The 16379-nt window shown below is 68.1% G+C and carries 20 protein-coding genes and 1 tRNA gene; 15 read left to right on the top strand and 6 right to left on the bottom strand.

The genetic code is table 11. From position 1 onward, the window contains the following. Nucleotides 1-2: 2 nt before the first annotated feature. The 3 genes from ACIBG8_RS19860 to ACIBG8_RS19850 form a co-directional block, all read right to left on the bottom strand. A tRNA-Leu gene (locus ACIBG8_RS19860) sits at nt 3-79 on the bottom strand. A 27-nt stretch (nt 80-106) separates the two neighbouring features. Beyond that, nucleotides 107-520, bottom strand: coding sequence for a siderophore-interacting protein (locus ACIBG8_RS19855; protein WP_397344305.1), 414 nt, complete (start codon nt 518-520; stop codon nt 107-109). Nucleotides 521-552: 32 nt separating this feature from the next. Continuing rightward, nucleotides 553-849 (bottom strand): hypothetical protein, encoded by a 297-nt coding sequence (locus ACIBG8_RS19850; protein WP_397344304.1) that lies wholly within the window; start codon nt 847-849, stop codon nt 553-555. A gap of 93 nt (nt 850-942) precedes the next feature. Here ACIBG8_RS19850 and ACIBG8_RS19845 point away from each other — a divergent pair, with 93 nt between their 5' ends. Then, complete coding sequence (locus tag ACIBG8_RS19845; RefSeq protein WP_397344303.1) at nt 943-1656, top strand: TetR/AcrR family transcriptional regulator; 714 nt, start codon at nt 943-945, stop codon at nt 1654-1656. Here ACIBG8_RS19845 and ACIBG8_RS19840 read toward each other — a convergent pair. Continuing rightward, nucleotides 1641-2099 (bottom strand): SRPBCC domain-containing protein, encoded by a 459-nt coding sequence (locus tag ACIBG8_RS19840; protein ID WP_397344302.1) that lies wholly within the window; start codon nt 2097-2099, stop codon nt 1641-1643. The two genes, ACIBG8_RS19845 and ACIBG8_RS19840, sit on opposite strands and share 16 nt — an antisense overlap. Before the next feature lie 162 nt (nt 2100-2261). On the opposite strand from ACIBG8_RS19840, the gene ACIBG8_RS19835 reads away from it, so the two are divergent. From ACIBG8_RS19835 to ACIBG8_RS19810, 6 genes are all read left to right on the top strand, one after another. Beyond that, nucleotides 2262-2915, top strand: coding sequence for a DUF433 domain-containing protein (locus ACIBG8_RS19835; protein WP_397344301.1), 654 nt, complete (start codon nt 2262-2264; stop codon nt 2913-2915). Next, nucleotides 2896-3324 carry a hypothetical protein gene (locus ACIBG8_RS19830; protein WP_397344300.1) on the top strand — a complete coding sequence of 143 codons (429 nt, stop codon included), beginning with the start codon at nt 2896-2898 and terminating at the stop codon, nt 3322-3324. The genes ACIBG8_RS19835 and ACIBG8_RS19830 overlap by 20 nt, the downstream gene beginning before the upstream one ends. A gap of 143 nt (nt 3325-3467) precedes the next feature. Next, a complete protein-coding gene (locus ACIBG8_RS19825; RefSeq protein WP_397344299.1) occupies nt 3468-5060 on the top strand; it encodes a restriction endonuclease in 1593 nt (530 codons plus the stop codon). Nucleotides 5061-5509: 449 nt separating this feature from the next. Continuing rightward, nucleotides 5510-6919, top strand: a complete 1410-nt coding sequence (locus ACIBG8_RS19820; protein WP_397344298.1) for an APC family permease — start codon at nt 5510-5512, stop codon at nt 6917-6919. Beyond that, entirely contained in the window at nt 6916-8037 is a 1122-nt protein-coding gene (locus tag ACIBG8_RS19815) for a cytochrome P450 (RefSeq protein ID WP_397344297.1), read from the top strand. The genes ACIBG8_RS19820 and ACIBG8_RS19815 overlap by 4 nt, the downstream gene beginning before the upstream one ends. After that, a complete protein-coding gene (locus ACIBG8_RS19810) occupies nt 8037-9368 on the top strand; it encodes a pyridoxal phosphate-dependent decarboxylase family protein (RefSeq protein ID WP_397344296.1) in 1332 nt (443 codons plus the stop codon). The genes ACIBG8_RS19815 and ACIBG8_RS19810 overlap by 1 nt, the downstream gene beginning before the upstream one ends. Here the strand turns inward: ACIBG8_RS19810 and bcp are convergent. Further along, complete coding sequence (bcp, locus tag ACIBG8_RS19805) at nt 9343-9816, bottom strand: thioredoxin-dependent thiol peroxidase (protein WP_397344295.1); 474 nt, start codon at nt 9814-9816, stop codon at nt 9343-9345. The two genes, ACIBG8_RS19810 and bcp, sit on opposite strands and share 26 nt — an antisense overlap. A gap of 62 nt (nt 9817-9878) precedes the next feature. Between bcp and ACIBG8_RS19800 the strand changes: the two genes are divergently transcribed. After that, complete coding sequence (locus ACIBG8_RS19800) at nt 9879-10217, top strand: DUF3618 domain-containing protein (RefSeq protein WP_397344294.1); 339 nt, start codon at nt 9879-9881, stop codon at nt 10215-10217. Between the two features lies 1 nt (nt 10218). On the opposite strand, the gene ACIBG8_RS19795 is transcribed toward ACIBG8_RS19800, so the two are convergent. Then, the gene (locus ACIBG8_RS19795; RefSeq protein WP_397344293.1) at nt 10219-11406 is read right to left on the bottom strand and encodes an amino acid deaminase/aldolase; all 1188 of its coding nucleotides are present in this window, start codon (nt 11404-11406) and stop codon (nt 10219-10221) included. A 127-nt stretch (nt 11407-11533) separates the two neighbouring features. On the opposite strand from ACIBG8_RS19795, the gene ACIBG8_RS19790 reads away from it, so the two are divergent. The 7 genes from ACIBG8_RS19790 to crcB are packed head-to-tail and all read left to right on the top strand — an operon-like array spanning nt 11534 to nt 16296. After that, entirely contained in the window at nt 11534-12139 is a 606-nt protein-coding gene (locus tag ACIBG8_RS19790; RefSeq protein WP_397344292.1) for a DUF6286 domain-containing protein, read from the top strand. Beyond that, nucleotides 12140-12640, top strand: coding sequence for a hypothetical protein (locus ACIBG8_RS19785; protein ID WP_397344291.1), 501 nt, complete (start codon nt 12140-12142; stop codon nt 12638-12640). It begins immediately after the preceding gene. Between the two features lie 9 nt (nt 12641-12649). Beyond that, a complete protein-coding gene (locus ACIBG8_RS19780) occupies nt 12650-13432 on the top strand; it encodes an alpha/beta fold hydrolase (protein ID WP_397344290.1) in 783 nt (260 codons plus the stop codon). Between the two features lie 11 nt (nt 13433-13443). Further along, nucleotides 13444-15246, top strand: coding sequence for a hypothetical protein (locus tag ACIBG8_RS19775; RefSeq protein WP_397344289.1), 1803 nt, complete (start codon nt 13444-13446; stop codon nt 15244-15246). An 11-nt stretch (nt 15247-15257) separates the two neighbouring features. Continuing rightward, nucleotides 15258-15605: a fluoride efflux transporter FluC gene (locus ACIBG8_RS19770; protein WP_397344288.1), complete on the top strand. Its 348-nt coding sequence runs from the start codon at nt 15258-15260 to the stop codon at nt 15603-15605. Beyond that, nucleotides 15602-15940, top strand: a complete 339-nt coding sequence (locus tag ACIBG8_RS19765; protein WP_397344287.1) for a DUF190 domain-containing protein — start codon at nt 15602-15604, stop codon at nt 15938-15940. Before ACIBG8_RS19770 ends, ACIBG8_RS19765 begins: the two co-directional genes overlap by 4 nt. Beyond that, nucleotides 15937-16296, top strand: coding sequence for a fluoride efflux transporter CrcB (gene crcB / locus ACIBG8_RS19760; protein ID WP_397344286.1), 360 nt, complete (start codon nt 15937-15939; stop codon nt 16294-16296). The genes ACIBG8_RS19765 and crcB overlap by 4 nt, the downstream gene beginning before the upstream one ends. Nucleotides 16297-16379 lie beyond the last annotated feature (83 nt).

The following is a 16379-nucleotide window of genomic DNA, read 5'->3' as shown; positions in this document are numbered from 1 at the left end:
CCTGGTGGGGCCGGTGGGATTCGAACCCACACTGTAAAGCACCTAAAGCTTTCGCCTCCTGCCGTTGGGCTACGGCCCCAGAACTCGCCAATCCTACAGGTTGCCGTTAGTGCAGGCCACGCTTGCCCGAGGTCCAGAAGGGCTTGACCCTGATCGCGCCGCGCGGCCAGTTGCGCTCCCTGACGAGGTAGTCCCTGACCATCTGGCAGGTCCTCGCCTCGCCCGCCAGATAGGCCGCCCCGGAGTTGTCGGGAAGCTCCAGCTCCGACACCGCAGCCAGCAACCGCTGCGAGGAGGCCGCTGAAGCACCGTCACGATGCACCCGCCGCAGCCCGTGAGAGCCGGGGATCGACAGCTGGTCGTCGGCCGACTCGCTCTCCAGCACGCCGTACACCCGGGCACCAGGACCGAGCGACCCGATCATCGGGCCGAACGCGGCGGTGGCCGTCTCCTCCCCGACGAACAGGTGGAAGGGCGCGGGCCTGACGAGGAAGTCGCCCTGCGGCCCCCAGAAGGTCACCGCGTCCCCTGGCCGAGCCGTACGCGCCCAGTTCAGGCCGATGCCGTCCCCTCGTACAGGTGGATGCGCAGGTCGAGGGCGCGCTCCTCGGCGGAGTACGCCCAGATGGTGTAGGTGCGCAGGGTCTCGATCGGCCGCAGCAGCCCGCGCAGGGACAGGGGGTCGTTGATCTGGATCCTGACGTGCTGACCCGGTGTGTACGGCAGGGCGACCGGCTCGTCGGCGACGAGCCGGATGTGCCGCATGGTCGCGGTGACCTCCCCGGTCTCGGTCACGGTCGCGCGGGTGAAGTACTTGGCCAGCGCACCGGCCAAGGGATTGGCTCGCACGGACGGCCCCCATCTGTCGAGAATGTCTAAACTGCCTTAGAGACATTAAGTAAACATAGATGGGTTAAGCTGTCAACGGACGAAGGGCAGGCGATGACTCCACAGGCGACCAGCCGCCGGGACAGGCTCCGGCAGAACACCCTGGCCGAGATCCACGCGGCCGCCCGCAGGCTGCTGATCGCCGGAGGATCCTCCGCTGTGACGATCAACGCGGTCGCCAGGGAGGTGGGCATGAGCGGCCCGGCCCTCTACCACTACTACGCCAGCCACCAGGAGCTGGTCAGCGCCGTGACCGCGGACTTCTACCGCGAGCTGGCCCAGGAACTGCGGGCGGCGAGCGACGCCCACGCCGACGGCCCGCCCGCGCGGCGGCTGCTCGCCGCCAGCCGGGCGCTGCGCGCGTGGGCGCTGGCGCATCGGGCGGAGTTCGGCTGGATGTTCGCCAGCCCCGCCCCCGCCCCTGACAGGGACCACGTCGACTCGCCGAGGGATCTGGCCGAGCAGGGCTTCGAAGCGATCTTCCTGGAACAGGTCGTGGACCTGTGGAACACCAACCCGTTCCCCGTCCCCGACCTGGAGGACCTGGCCCCGTCACTCCGCGACCAGCTCAACGACTACTACGCCACCCGGCGACTTCCCCCAGAGGCCGCGCACGTGTTCCTGTCGTGCTGGATCCGTTTGTACGGCCTGCTGTGCATGGAGGTCCTCAACCAGCTGGACTTCGCGTACTCCGACCTGGAACCGGTCTTCGAGGAGTGCCTGCGCGACGTGTGCGCCATGCTTGGCCTGACCTACGAGCCGGTGTAGGCCTTCTCCAGACCGCTGAGGACGATGGGCCAGGCCTGTTCGGTGGCGTCCCGGGTGGCGGCGGTCTGGAAACCCGCATGCGTAAGCCGCACCCGCGTCCCCGCCCCCTCAGCCGCCATCTCCACCGTCAGGACGGTCTCCGCCCCCTCGGTCCCCCCGGCACCGGTGACCCAGGTCAACTCGACCAGCCGATCCGTCTCCAGCCGTAGGAACCGCCCGTAGTGCGGATGCCGCCGCACCGGCTCGCCGGGCGGGGCGTAGTGGGTCTCGAAGAAGAACGGCTCCCCGATTCGCGGCCGCATAGCCACAGTGCCAGGAGCCGCGAACCAGCGATCGATCTGCTCGGTCCAGGCCAGATAGACGGTGTGCACGGGGACGGCCAGGGACTGCTCGACAACCAGCTGATGGGGCCGGCCCGAAAGATCAGGCGCCAGAATCGCCATCCCTCGAGAATTCCACAGACCAAGCGGCCATCCAGGACTGACACCAGGTTCGCCTGTGAACAGGGCCGGCGACTCTCCGATCAAGATGGGGTAATGGTGAGTGAATCCTGGGGATGTTTGCCATGATGACCTGGCTGGGTCAGGCCGAGGGAGGTGAACTGGGTGTCCTACAGTCCGAAGCTAGCAGCGGCGTTGTCGGGTGCCACGCTTCGCCAGCTCGCGCACTGGCGTGCGGCCAGCTCCGGCCGCGGGGCCGTGCTGGTGCCGGAGATCTCGCCGACGCGTCCAGTGCTCTACTCGTTTCGTGACCTGGTCGCCTTGCGCACCTGCGTGAAGCTACGGAACGACGCTTCGCTGCAGAAGATACGCCGGGCCCTGGACACGCTCCGCGACGACCTGCAGGAGCGCGAGCACCTGTCGGCCTACCAGCTGGTGACCGATGGCTCGACGATCTACCTGGTCGAGCAGGGGCAGGCCACCGATCTGGTGCGTCGCGCGGCCAACATCGTCATCCACGACATGGTCGAGGTATTGCGGCCGTTCTACCGCGATGGACGGCACATCCCGGACTTGCTGCGTCCACGGGAGCACGTCACGGTCGACCCCGCGGTCCGTGGGGGGATGCCGGTGATCGAAGGGACCCGCGTGCCCTACGACGAGATCGCAGCGCTGCTGCGGGACGGCGTCCCGGCTGAGCGGATCGCGGACTACTATCCGAGCGTGTCGGCCACCGCGGCGTTGGACGCCGTCGATTTCGCCGACTACGTCGACAGCTACGAACCCCTCAGGGAGCAGCGTGAGGCTGCTGCTGGATGAGAACGTCCCCCGCCCTCTGTCCCAGGTTCTGACCAGCTTCGTGTTGCTGGATCTGCCTGGCTGGTCGGGCACGCAGGACGAGACCTTGTACCCGCGCGCTGCGGCCGCGGGTTTCCACGCCGTCATCACCAACGACGGCCGCCAGATGCAGCGCCCCCGAGAGGTGGCCGCGATAGCCGCCTCCGGCCTTCACCGGATCGAATATCCGCACAAGCACCCGGGACTGCTCGGGATGGGCGTCGCGATCGCAACCGTCGCGGCGGGGCTGCCGAGCGCGCTGGCTTTGCTGGAGGAGGCCGGGGGTCCGCGCTTGATCACGTTGCGCGGAGTCGACCCCACGGTAGCCAGCCGACTACGAGTGACCGACCCTTCGGCGAATCCCCCCAAGTTCTGGCCTACAGCCACATAGTCGGGTCGCTTCGTTCATTCACCTGTCGGAGCATTCCTCCCCTTCCCGATGGACAGCTTTACAGAGGTATTGACCTGCGCTCTTCTCGGAGTAAACGTAGTCGGTGAGCAGATCTGTCTGCGCCGATCATCGGAGGTCTCTACGTGGCCGCTAGGGGAGGGCGCTCGGAGTGGGAGCGGAGGCAAGCCGCGCAACGTCGCGAAGCCGAACGTCTCGCTCGCGAGAACGAACGGCAAGCAAAGGCAGCGGAGAAGGCTCGACAGCAACGCCATATCGACGAGCAAACAAGGCTTGCGGATCGCAAGACGTCAGAGGCTGCGGCGGCCGTTGCTCGTCTGGATTCGATCTTGGCAGAGGTGCTTTCGAATAGACCCCTGGCTATTGATGACTTTCTTATCAGGGTTCAGGCGCAGCCATTCACGGCGGGGGCGTTGGGAAATCCAGAGCCGCCGCCGAATTGGAGTGACTACGAACCGGAGCCTCCGCGGATGTTCGGCCGCCTTCTCGGCGGTGCATCTCGCTACGAGCGCGAGCTGAACGTCGCCCGGCAGAGATATGAACAGGCGTCGGCGGGTCATTCTCAGCGCGAGTCTCGGCGTCTCGCCGATCTTGCCGCTGCCCGGGCCGCACATGCAGTGCATGTGAAGGCACTCAACCAGGCTGCGCAAGCAAAGAACCAAGAGCTGGAGATTGCGAGGGCAGCTCTCAGGGTGGGAGATCCATGCGCGGTGGAGTGGTTCGTTGGCCAGGTCCTGCAGGCTTCGACGTACCCAGGAGGTTTCCCGCGACGAGTCCAAGTCGCGTACCGGCCGGAGAACCGCGACGTCGTGATCGAGATGGAACTCCCTCTGAGTTCAGTGATCCCAGCCGTGAGGGGTTACAAGTACGTCAAGGCGCGAGATGCCATCGATCCTCTTCCGCGCCCTCAGGCCGAGATCAAGCAGCGATATGCCCACCTGATAGCACGCGTCGTGCTGCGAACCCTTCACGAGGTGTTCGCCGCGACGCCAGACGTAATCGAGGCCGTGGTTTTGAACGGCAGGATCAGCACGATCGACAACGCCACCGGGAGAGAGATCCGCCCACACCTCGTCAGCGTTGAAGCAGAGCGCGCTGACTTTGCCGACCTCGTCCTCTCCAAGGTGGATCCGGCCGCCTGTCTGAAGCGACTGCACGCCCTGGTCTCCCCGAATCCATACGACGTCGAGGCCATCGAGCCGTTCATCGAGTTCGACCTCAGGCGCTTTCGCTTCAGCGAGGATATGGACGTTGTCTCGTCGCTCGACTCGCGCCGGAACCTCCTCACCCTCACTCCCACCGAGTTCGAACACCTCATCCGGCAACTCTTCATCGCGATGGGTGCGGAAAGCTGGACGACGGTCCCTTCCAAGGACGGAGGTGTCGATGCTGTGGCGACCAGCAGGAACATCTTCTTCGGCGGTGTCTGCCTGATCCAGGCGAAACGATGGAAGGGCCTTGTTGGACTGGATGCAGTTCATGCGCTGACTGGCGTTATGGCTGACCACAATGCGACAACGGGTGTTCTTGTCACCCCCTCGTGGTTCGGCCGCGCAAGCGAACAGTTCGCACAACGCAACCGCATCACTCTCATCAACGGAGCGGAACTCAAGCACCTGCTCAAGGAGCACCTCAACATTGACGTCATCCCCGGCGTCACGCCACCCCGACGAGCCCGGGCGTCGAACAATACTCAGTCCGGCCGTCCTGGTCCCTGACCGTCCAAGAGCCTCGGTCGTGCGAGGCGGGCTCATTACTCATGCCTAGCCCGGGAGGGTTGCTCGCGCGAAACGCACGCACACATTTCTATGCCCGTGGCACTCCAAGGGCGCTCTTTGGCGCTGCAAGGGCTTTCGAGGTTCATCGGGATCCCGGCTGCTGCCTGGGGAGGGGCCCGAGACCTCGGGGGTCCGGGGGCCGGTAGGCCGCCCGGCTGGGGGTCTTGGGGGGCTCGGCCCCCCAATAAGACCAGCCCGGAGGGTAATTCGCGCGTAGCGCGCCCACCCCGAAGGCCCATGCCCCGCGCGGTCGATCTACGGTTAACCACTGCAGAAAGGCCAAATACCCCATTTATAAGGGAAGGCGGGGTTTGTTGGGTCTTGTCATGGGGCGGTCGGGTCCGTAGCATCCGTGGACATCGTACGGATCCAAACGAATGGTGTGGGCCATGGCAGAGTTAGCCCTACGGCAGCGCCGCATCGGTACAGCCGACATCGTCTTCTTCGTCGTCGCAGCCTCAGCCCCCCTCACGGTCGTGGCCGGCGGCACCCCCGTAGCGTTCGCCGTCTCCGGCGTGCTCGGCATCCCCGCCATCTACCTCATCCTCGCCGCCGTCCTGGCCGTCTTCACCGGCGGCTACGCCGCCATGAGCCGCCGCATCGTCGGCGCCGGCGCCTTCTACGCCTACGTCTCCCAAGGGCTCGGCCGCGTCGCCGGGCTCGGCGCCGCGTTCGTGGCGCTCGTCTCCTACAACTCCATGCAGATCGGCATCTACGGCCTGTTCAGCTTCACCGTCGCCCAGTTCCTCGGCTTCGACAACTGGTGGGTGATCGCGCTGGTGGCGATCGCCGGGGTTGGGGTGCTCGGTTATCTGAGGGTGGATCTCAATGCCCGAGTTCTCGCCGTTCTGCTGATCGTGGAAAGCCTCACCGTCCTCGTCTTCGACATCGGGGCGTTCACCTCCGCGCCGGAGGGGATCTCGGCCACGCCGTTCACCTGGGCGGCGATCACCACGGGGGCCGTCGGCGCCGCGTTCTCGTTCGTGATGGCCGGGTTCATGGGCTTCGAGTCCGGCGCCCTCTACAGCGAGGAGTGCCGCGACCCGCGCACGACCGTCGCCAGGGCCACCTACATCGCGGTCGGCGTCATCGGCGTCTTCTACGCCCTCAGCGCGTGGGCGATGTTCGTCGGCGCCGGTGAGTCGAAGATCGTCGCGGAGTCGCAGAAGAACGGCCCCGCGCTGCTGTTCGTGCTCGGCGAGGGCCGGTTCGGCGCGTGGTTCTCCGACGTGGCGAACGTCTTCCTCATCACCAGCCTCTTCGCCGCCCTCCTGTCCTTCCACAACGCGATCGCCCGCTACCTGTTCGCCCTCGGCCGCGAGCGCGTGCTCCCGCCCGCCCTGGGCCAGGTGCACCCGCGCACCGGCTCGCCGTACCGGGGGTCGCTGGTCCAGACCGTGACGGCGGTGGTCGTCGTCTCGGTGTTCGGGCTGGCGGGCAAGGACCCCGTCGCCACGCTGTTCACCTGGCTCACCAACCTCGGCGCGATCGGGGTGATCCTGCTGCTGGCGGTGACGTCGGCGTCGGTGGTCGGGTTCTTCGCGAGCCGCCGCGAGGAGGAGAGCGCCTGGAACAGCCGCATCGCCCCGGTTCTCGCCGCACTCTCCCTGGGAGCGGTGTTCGTGGTGGCGCTGGTCAACTTCGACGCCCTGCTGGGAGCGGAGAAGGGCTCGCCGCTGGTGTGGATCCTCCCGGCCGTCGTGATCGGCGCGGCCGTGGTGGGGGTGCTGTTCGGACTCTTCCTCCGTACGGCCAAGCCGGACGTGTACCGCCGCATCGGCCACGGGGAGGCTGCTTGATCACCGTCGAGGACCTGGACAGGGACCCGTACCCCATCTACGCCCACCTGCGGAGAAACGAGCCGGTCGCCTGGGTCGAGGCGGTGAACGTGTGGTTCGTGACCCGCTGGGCGGACGTCGAGCGGGTCGGCGGCGACCCGGAGACGTTCTCGGCGCAGGTGGACACCTCGCCGGTCGAGGCCGCGTTCGGCAGCCCGACGATCATCACCGTCGACGGCCCGGTGCACAAGGAGCTGCGCCGGAGCCTCGACACGAAATACCGGCCGCGCGAGGTGCTGACCTACATCGACGACCTGGTGGGCCCCATCGTCGAGGAGCAGCTGAGCAGGCTGAAGGGCACCGCCGAGCTCATGGCCGACTACTTCGAGCCGATCTCGGTGCTCAGCCTGGGCAAGGTGCTCGGGCTGGCCGACCTGGACGCGGAGACGCTGCGGGGCTGGTTCGCCCGCCTGTCGGAGGGCGCCACGAACTTCGAGCGCAGCCCGGCCAAGCAGGCGATCTCCGACAGCGCGGCGAGGGAGATCGACGAGCACGTCGGCGCGCTCATGGACGCGCCACCGCACGACTCCACGATCGCCCACCTCATGGGCATCGGCCGTCCCGCCGCGTACGTGATGCCGACGTTCAAGGTGATCCTGCTGGGCGGGATGCAGGAGCCCGGCCACGCGGGCGGCACGACGATCGCGGGGCTCCTGCGGAACCCGGAACAACACGAGGCCGTGAAAGCGGACCCGGCGCTTGTCCCGATGGCTGTCGAGGAGGCGCTGCGCTGGGTGTCGCCGATCGGCACCCAGACCCGCCAGGTGACCAGGCCGGTCACGCTCGGGGGAGTGGACCTGCCGGAAGGCGCGCCCATCGCCGCGCTCCTGTCGTCGGCCAACCGCGATGAGACGATTTATCGGGACGCCGACACGTTCGACCTGTTCCGCGAGCGGCGCACCAACGCCGCCTTCGGCTTCGGCCCGCACTACTGCACAGGTCACGCTTTTTCCCGGCATCAGATCCAGCTGGCCGTACAAGCGCTTGTCCAGAAATTTCCGGGAATGAGGCTTACGCACGAACCCGTCTTCCGTGGCTGGGAGTTCCGGGCGCCGAGCAGATTGGACGTCGCGCTCTGATGGACCTGACGCACTGGCTCGGCCGCGCGGTGGAGGCGGTCGAGAGCTGGCAGGACCGGTTCGCCCCCTACGACAGGCACCCCTCGCTCCACGTCGGCGACGAGGACTTCGGCAAGGCCTTCCAACGCCTGGTCGAGCGGCTGCACGGCAACTACCCGTTCTTCCACCCGCACTACGCGGGCCAGATGCTCAAGCCGCCCCACCCGGCCGCCGTCGTCGGCTACCTCGCCGCCATGCTGATCAACCCCAACAACCACGCCCTGGACGGCGGCCCGCCGACCGCCGCCATGGAACGCGAGGTCGTGGACCGGCTGGCCACCATGTTCGGGTACGGCACGCACCTAGGCCACCTGACCAGCAGCGGCACCATGGCCAACCTGGAAGCCCTGTTCGTCGCCAGAGAACTCCACCCCGGCAGGCGCATCGCCTACAGCGCCGAGGCCCACTACACCCACGCCCGCATGTGCCGCGTGCTCGGCGTCGAAGGCCAGGCCATCCAGGCGGACGCCAGGGGCAGGATCGACCTCGACGCGCTGGAAGCGGCGCTGCGCACCGGCGAGATCGGCACCGTCGTCCTCACCACGGGCACGACCGGCCTGGGCGCGGTGGACCAGGTGCACGAGGCGCTCGAACTGACCGAGAGGTACGGCACGCGCATCCACGTGGACGCCGCCTACGGGGGCTTCTTCACCCTCCTGGCGGGCGAGGACGGCATCGACCCCGCTCCCTGGCAGGCGATCGCACGGGCGGACTCGATCGTGGTCGACCCGCACAAGCACGGCCTCCAGCCCTACGGGTGCGGCGCCGTGCTCTTCAAGGACCCGTCGGTGGGCCGCTTCTACGTGCACGACTCGCCCTACACCTACTTCACCTCGGACGAGCTGCACCTGGGCGAGATCAGCCTGGAGTGCTCGCGCGCCGGAGCCTCGGCCGCCGCACTGTGGCTGACGTTCGAACTGCTCCCACCCACGAAGGAAGGCCTGGGGCAAGCGCTGAGGGCGGGGCGGCGCAAAGCAAGAGACCTCGCCAAGCGAATGGAAGGCGATTTCACCCTCTATCAGCAGCCAGAGCTGGACATCGTCACATATTTCCCGACCAATACGTCCCTAAAAAGCATCGATGCCGCGTCGGGGAAAATCCTGGCCAGAGGCATGGCGGAAGACGTCTACCTCAGCACCTTCCAGGTGAGCGCCGAGTCCATGGCCGCCAGGCACCCCGGCATAGAACTCGACGCTCCCGGCGGACGCGTCCTGCGCAGCGTGGTGATGAAGCCGGAGACCGACGTCGGCTACGTGCGCGACTGGCTCAGCCGAGCCCCAGCTTCTTCTTGAGCGAGGCCACGTGCCCGGTGGCCTTCACGTTGTAGAGCGCCTGCTCGACCTTCCCGTCCGCGTCGATGACGAAGGTCGAGCGGATCACCCCCACGACGTCCTTGCCGTACAGCTTCTTGGCGCCGTAGGCCCCGTAGGCCTTGTGCACCTCCAGCTCGGGGTCGGACAGCAGCGGGAAGGTCAGCGCGTCGCGCTCGGCGAACTTCTCCAGCTTGGCCGGCTTGTCCTTGGACACCCCCAGCACCACGAACCCCTCGTCGGTCAGCTGCCCGAGGTTGTCGCGGAAGTCGCACGCCTGCTTGGTGCACCCGGGCGTCATGGCGGCCGGGTAGAAGTAAAGGATCACCCGCTTGCCGCGGAAGGCGTCGAGTGACACGGAGTCGCCGCCGGCGGCCGGCAGGGTGAATTCGGGCGCCGCGTCGCCCGGCGCGAGCTTGATGTCAGTCACAAGGAAAACCTACCGGCCTGCCCGCCGTGCCGTACGGGCCCCGGACCTGCCAGACTGATCACATGGCTGATCCTAAAGCTGACCGCGATCTCGATGAGGTCGAGCGCCGCATCGCGCAGACCCGTGCGGAGCTGGCTCAGACCGTCGACGCCATAGCCGACCGGGTGAGCCCCAAGCGGGTCGCCGAGCGCACCGTGGCCGACGTGAAGCACAGAGCCAGCACGTTCGTGTCCAACGTCGGCGACGCGCTGGGCGTGACCCCCCGCCCTGCCTCGCTCACCAGCGAGCCCGACGACCTGTGGAACGACGAGCCGCCGAGCGTGGCGCCCGCGCTGATCGCCATCGGCGCGGTCCTCGCGGTCGGCGCCGTGATCGTGTTGTGGAGACGGCGCAGGCGCTGACTCAGAGGAAGGTCCTGCCCTCGCCGCGGTAGGTCGGGACCTTCTCCACGACCTTGTCGCCGTCGACGAGGTGCAGCGCGTCGAACCGCTCGCACATCTCGCCCGCTTTGGCGTGCCTGAACCACACCCGGTCGCCGATCCGCAGGTCCTGCGCCGCCTGCCCGATGAGCGGCGTCTGCACCTCGCCCGCGCCCTCGTCGCCCGAGTAGGTCAGCCCGGCGGGCAGGTACGGCTGGGGCAGCCTGCTCGGCCCGGCCGCGCCGGAGGCCAGGTAGCCGCCGCCGAGCACGGTCACCGTGTCCAGGGACGGCCTGCGCACCACGGGCAGCGCGAACATCGCGGCCGGCTGGCCCTTGAAGCCGCGGTAGAAGTCGAACAGGCGCGGATGGAAGAAGCCCGACCCGGCCGCGACCTCGGTGATCGCCTTCTCGCGCACCGTCTTCTCGATGCTGCCGGTGCCGCCGCCGTTGACGAACTCCAGGTCGGCGACCGCGCGGACGGCGTTGACGATGCGGCCTCGCCGTACGATGAGCTCGCGCACCGACTGGGCCTGCATCAGCCTGATCACCCGGGTGAAGGCCGCGCTGCCCGGCGCGTCGTCGCCGACGCCCGCGACCTGGCCCTCGTAGGCCATCAGCCCCACCAGCCGGAATCCGGGCCGCTTGGCGATCTCGGCGGCGAGGTCGGCTGCCTCGTACGGCTCGCGGATGGGGGAGCGCAGCGCGCCGGCCCTGAAGCGGCCGCCGAACGCGACGAAGGCGGCGTCGATGTCGAGCGACAGGCGGATCTCGTGGTGGTTCGCGCCGATGGCGGCCTCGATGAAGTCGAGGTGGTCGGTGGAGTCGACGGTGAGCGCGATCTCCCTGGCGGCCGCCGCGTTCGCGCCGAGTTCGGCCAGCGCGGCCCGGTCGACGGTCGGGTAGGCGACCATGATGTCGGTGAAGCCGTGCCCGGCCAGCCACAGCGCCTCGGGCAGCGTGAAGGCCATGATGCCGCGGAAGCCGTCCATCTCCAGGATGCGTTCCAGCACCGGCCGCGACCTGATCGACTTGCTGGCGACCCTGATCGGCTTGCCGCCGGCCCGGCGGACCAGGTCGGCTGCGTTGGCGCGCATCGCCGCCAGATCGAGGATCGCGAACGGCGGGTCGAGTTCTGCTGTGGCCCGGTCGTAGCGCTGGCGGTCATCCATACCGGAAGCGTAACGACATATCGGACCGTTGAACATGAGCGGGGGTCGCATTAGGTAATGTTCCGGCAAATCGGCGGCGGGGGCACGGTTCAGGTGATGCCGGATCCGTGTACCTCTGGTCGATGTGATGACCACGCTCCAGCAGCTACTGCCAGGCAGCGTCGTGGACTCCGTCGTTCAGGACGGCCCGCGCCGCAGGTCGAACCGGGTGCTCAGGCCCGCGCGCACGGTGCCGGGAGCCGCGCTCGCCCTCGCACTCACCGCCGTGCTCGGTCTCACCGCCGCCGAGGTGGTCTCCGCGCTGCTGGGCGCGCCGCTCGGCTGGCTGCCCGTCGACGACGCCATCGAGCTGGCCGGTGACCACGTGTGGGCCGAGCTGCCGCTGGCCGGGCTGGGCGCGGCCGGGCTCGGCGCGCTGCTGGTCGTGCTCGCCGTACTCCCTGGCAGGAGCCGGTTGGTGCCGGTCGAGACCAGCGACCCGCTGATCGTCATCGGGATCACCCGGTCTGGGCTGCGCCGTACCGTCAGGGCCGTCGCCCAGGACGTCGAGGGCGTGGCCAAGGCCAGGGTACGGCTGCGCAGGCGGCTCATCGAGGTCACCGTCGTCACCGGGAACGAGAGCTCGGGGCTGATGCTCAGGCAGGTCGGCACCGCCGTGGGCGACCGGCTCAACGGGATCGGCGCCCTTTGTGGCGGCGAGGTCGTCGTACGGCTGCGCAGGAAGGGCCTGTAGATGCGTCAGTACACGGGGAACAGGATCGGCCTGGCCATCGTCGGCGTGGTGCTGGCGGGCCTCGGCACCTACGCGTGGCTGCGCGGCGACGACCGGCTGCCCGGTCTCGCGCCGCGCGGCCGGATCCTGCCGCCGCGCGCGGCGGAGACCGTCGGCGAGCACCCGTGGGTGTTGTGGGCGGCGGCGCTCGCCATGGTCCTGCTGGCGCTGGTGACGTTGCGCTGGCTGCTGCTGTCGCTCGGCTGGGGCCGCCGCGGGGCGCGCAGCGGCACAGGAACCGCGCTGCTCACCGTCGGGCTCAAGGACGTCGATGGCCTGGCCAAGGCGACCGTCCGGGTCGTGGGCGACGTCGACCGGCTGCGCATCGGGCTGACCTGCCCGTCGTCCGCGGACGTCGGCAGCGTGGTGGGGAAGCTCGACAAGGAGATCGTCGGACGCATCCGCCGCGAACTCTGCGACGACGACCTCGGCACCGTGGTCCGCGTACACGTCCGCCGCTAACGTGGCGCGATGCGCCTCTACTGCAGGGAATTCGACGGGCCGGCCGACCGCACGCTCCTGGTGATCCACGGCGGCCCTGACTGGGACCACAGCTACCTGGTGGACCCGCTCGACCAGCTCGCTGGTGCGCACCGGCTGCTCTTCCCTGACCTGCGCGGGTGCGGCCGTTCTCCGGCCGAGGAGCCGCTGACCCCCGACGCGATGGTGGCAGACCTGGCCGAGCTGATCGGCGAGGGGCCGGTCGACGTGCTCGGCTTCTCGTACGGCGGGCTGATCGCGCAGCGCCTGGCCATCCAGCACCCCGCGCTGGTGCGGCGGCTGATCGTGGCGTCCAGCAGCGTGCTGCCGGTGCCCGATGACGCGTTCGAGGGCTGGGAGGAGTACGAGCGGCGGCGCGCCCTGTACCCGTCGGTGTGGGACGCGCCTGGGCTGGAGGGGGTCGCCTTGACCAGGGCGGAGGCGTTCGCGTGCGCGCCCTGCGAGGTCTGGAGGCCTTCGTCCTTGCCGCGCTATCTGGAGATCCTGGAGAAGGTCCGGTTCACCGCCTCCTACCTGGGGGTCTACCGCGCGGGAAAGTTCCCCTCCGCCCGCTACCCCGACGGGCCCGAGCGTCTGGAGGCGACTGGCATTCCAGTTCTGCTCCTCCAAGGCCGACAAGACATGACTTTTCCCGCTTTTCTAGCTGAAAGGGTGCCATTCGCGGAATCTGTCATCCTCGAGAACGCCGGGCATATGGCTCATGTCGATCAGCGAACTGACTGGCTTCGCGCGGTTCAGAAGTTTCTTGAGTAAAGTGACGCCTCGTGGGTGAATTAGTGGGGATTGACCCCGACGGAGCGCGCAAGCTCCTCGACGCGATGAAGAAGGCCAGGGAAGGGCTGAACGGCGAGCTGGGGGAGCCGCTCAAGTACGGCCTGCGCGTGGCGCAAAGTGACGGCACGGCTGAGGCGCACGCCTCGCCCAAGCGTTACGGCGACTACGCGGCCCTGCTCGACAAATGGATCAAGGATCTCGACCGGCGTATCGCGATCATCACGAATATGCCGAAAGCCGATCTGGGCCAGGACGGCAACAAGGTCACCGCGACCCTGCCGACCCCGGAAGAGGCGGCAGGGAACGGCAAGAACGCGGCCGACGCGCTGACCAAGGCCTGGGACGAATACCAGAAGTCCATCGGCCTGTCCGACTACGCGCAGAAGCGCCAGGCGTTTCTCGACGCGCTGAAGAAGTACGGCGCCCAGGCGTACGATCCCGAGTTCGCCACCGCGTTCCTCAAGCAGTTCGGCGCCGACAAGCTGCACACCATGATCGAGCTGTTCATGGACACAGGGCGGCCGGACAACCGCTATCTGGTCGACGGCAATTACCAGTTCTGGAAGGACACGCTCGGCCCGCTCGCCACGATGATCGGCGTCTCCGACAAGGCGGGCATGCTGCCCGAGGACTTCCGCAAGGAGCTGCTGAAGCCCGGCAACGACATCGGCACCCTGTCGGTGTTCCTGCGCATGGCCCCGCAGAGCGAGCGCATGGCCCGCGACCTGTTCAACCGCGCCTGGGACCACCGGTACACGCCCGACGGCAAGCTCGCCATGACGCAGATCCCGGAGATCATCTCCCACCACCCGAAGTTCGGGCAGGAGATCCTCGCCAACGACGAGTACCGCAAGTGGCTGCTCGACGGCTCCAACTGGACCACCTACGGCGACTACGGCAAGTCCCTCGGCCCGCTCTTCAGGACCACCCTGGCGCCCGGCGCCGGCGACCCGGCCCTGCAGCAGAAGATCTGGCCCGAGATCATCAGGAAGTCCAACGACGAGAGCTTCAGAGGCCTGATCAACCGCAGCCCCGACGTGGCCCAGGCGCTCGCCGAGAACTTCCGCCCCTACCTGCTCTGGGCGGCCGACAAGCAGGCGCGCGAGTTCGGCAAGGACATGAACCTGCCGTTCAAACCGCTGCCCAACGGCACGGCCACGCTCGACAACGGCCTGTCCCTGGACGACATCAAGAACTTCATGGGCATGGTCAACACCGACGACAAGGCGCGCGACATCCTGCTCGCCGAGGCGAAGAAGCTCATGGACAACGGCCAGGGCATGCGCATGATCACCCCGGACGTGGTCAAGAAGGGCGAGCTGGAGAACCTCGACCTGCAGGCCGCCCTCGCCCAGGACCAGGCGCTCCTGGCCCTCATGCTGGCCGGCGTGCAGCGGGCGAGCATCGACGGCGACAACCGCAGGGCGCAGACGGCCGACGCGCTCAAGGGCCTGGTGGTGGGCTACCTCACCATGCCTGCCGGCCCGGCGGGCCCGGTCATCGACGTCGGCACCTCGGGGATGACCACCCCGGCCTTCAAGTGGCTCACCGACAAGTACTTCGACGCGGTCGGCGACAAGGAGTACGACCCGGAGGAGTTCTACAACGACTTCAAGAAGGCATACCGCGAGCAGACGCTGGAGTACCTGCGTTACCAGGCCGGCCAGCTGCCGGTGGGGGAGCGCCCGTCCGAGGACAAGCTCCAGGCGATGGCCAACCAGCTCTACGACCACTTCCGCGCCCAGGGCGGCGAGGCGATGCTGAAGGAGTTCTGGAAGGAGAGCAAGAAGTAGCATCGTTGCTCGTGAGGACACTCGGGGTCATCTCGCTCGGGGGCGTGCTCGGGGCGCTGCTCCGCTACGGCCTCGGCCTGGTGCTCCCGCACCCGTGGGTGACGTGGGGCATCAACGTGGCCGGATGCCTGCTCATCGGGCTGCTGATGGCCTCGGCGTGGCGCTCGCACCCGCTGCTGCGCCCCTTCCTGGGCGTCGGCGTGCTGGGCGGTTTCACCACGTTCTCCACCTACGCCGTCGAAGGCCTCCAGACCGGGTCGCTCCTCTACCTGGGGGGCACCCTGGTCACCGCCCTGGTCGCCGCCTTCCTCGGCGAGTCGCTCGGCCGCCTGCTCTTCACCCGCAAGGACCCGGTATGAGACTCCATGGCTCCGCGTTGCGCCTGACCGTCTTCATCGGTGAGAGCGATCTCTGGCGGCACAAGCCGCTCTACCACGAGATCGTGCACCGGGCCCATCGGGCGGGCCTGGCCGGGGCGAGCGTCCTGCGGGGCATCGAGGGGTTCGGCGCGTCCAGCAGGATCCACACCACGAGGATCCTGTCGCTGTCGGAGGACCTGCCGCTGGCGATCGTCATCGTGGACGAGGAGGAGAAGATCAGGGACTTCCTCCCGCAGCTCGACGAGCTGGTCGCCGAGGGGCTGGTGATCGTCGACCCGGTCGAGGTGATCCGCTACACGGGCAGGACGGAGTGACGGCGCTCCTCGTCGCGCTGGGCGCCGCCGTCGGCGCGCCTCTGCGGTACCTGACCGACCGGGCGGTGCAGGCGCGCCACGACTCGCTGTTCCCGTGGGGGACGTTCCTCGTCAACGTCGCCGGGTCGTTCGTGCTCGGCCTCCTCGTCGGCCTGCCGGTCCCCGACGGCGTTTCCGCGCTGCTCGGAACGGGGTTCTGCGGGGCTCTGACCACCTATTCCACGTTCGGTTACGAGACCGTACGGCTGGCCAGGGAAGGGGCCCGGTTGTACGCCCTCCTCAACGCTCTGACCAGCGTCGGAGTGGGTCTCGGGGCGGCCTGGTGCGGAATGCTGGCCGCCGGAGCCATTACCTGATCGCGCCATGGGCGGTGCTCCGGATATCATGTGCGGCATGTGATGGGACGTGGGGTCTTCGCATGACCCCGGTGAGGGAGTAC

It is taken from the genome of Nonomuraea sp. NPDC050556 (genome assembly GCF_044457355.1).
In the GTDB taxonomy this organism is placed as follows: Bacteria; Actinomycetota; Actinomycetes; order Streptosporangiales; family Streptosporangiaceae; genus Nonomuraea.
The sequence above is the reverse complement of the archived record's forward strand: the minus strand, read 5'-3'. Positions and strand labels throughout refer to the sequence as shown.

Coding starts and splice junctions, on each gene's coding strand:
- ACIBG8_RS19765 (WP_397344287.1), top strand. CDS start 15,602: ATGAGACTCCATGGCTCCGCGTTGCGCCTGACCGTCTTCATCGGTGAG.
- ACIBG8_RS19845 (WP_397344303.1), top strand. CDS start 943: ATGACTCCACAGGCGACCAGCCGCCGGGACAGGCTCCGGCAGAACACC.
- ACIBG8_RS19780 (WP_397344290.1), top strand. CDS start 12,650: ATGCGCCTCTACTGCAGGGAATTCGACGGGCCGGCCGACCGCACGCTC.
- ACIBG8_RS19810 (WP_397344296.1), top strand. CDS start 8,037: ATGGACCTGACGCACTGGCTCGGCCGCGCGGTGGAGGCGGTCGAGAGC.
- ACIBG8_RS19800 (WP_397344294.1), top strand. CDS start 9,879: ATGGCTGATCCTAAAGCTGACCGCGATCTCGATGAGGTCGAGCGCCGC.
- ACIBG8_RS19840 (WP_397344302.1), bottom strand. CDS start 2,099: ATGGCGATTCTGGCGCCTGATCTTTCGGGCCGGCCCCATCAGCTGGTT.
- ACIBG8_RS19795 (WP_397344293.1), bottom strand. CDS start 11,406: ATGGATGACCGCCAGCGCTACGACCGGGCCACAGCAGAACTCGACCCG.
- ACIBG8_RS19820 (WP_397344298.1), top strand. CDS start 5,510: ATGGCAGAGTTAGCCCTACGGCAGCGCCGCATCGGTACAGCCGACATC.
- ACIBG8_RS19785 (WP_397344291.1), top strand. CDS start 12,140: ATGCGTCAGTACACGGGGAACAGGATCGGCCTGGCCATCGTCGGCGTG.
- ACIBG8_RS19790 (WP_397344292.1), top strand. CDS start 11,534: ATGACCACGCTCCAGCAGCTACTGCCAGGCAGCGTCGTGGACTCCGTC.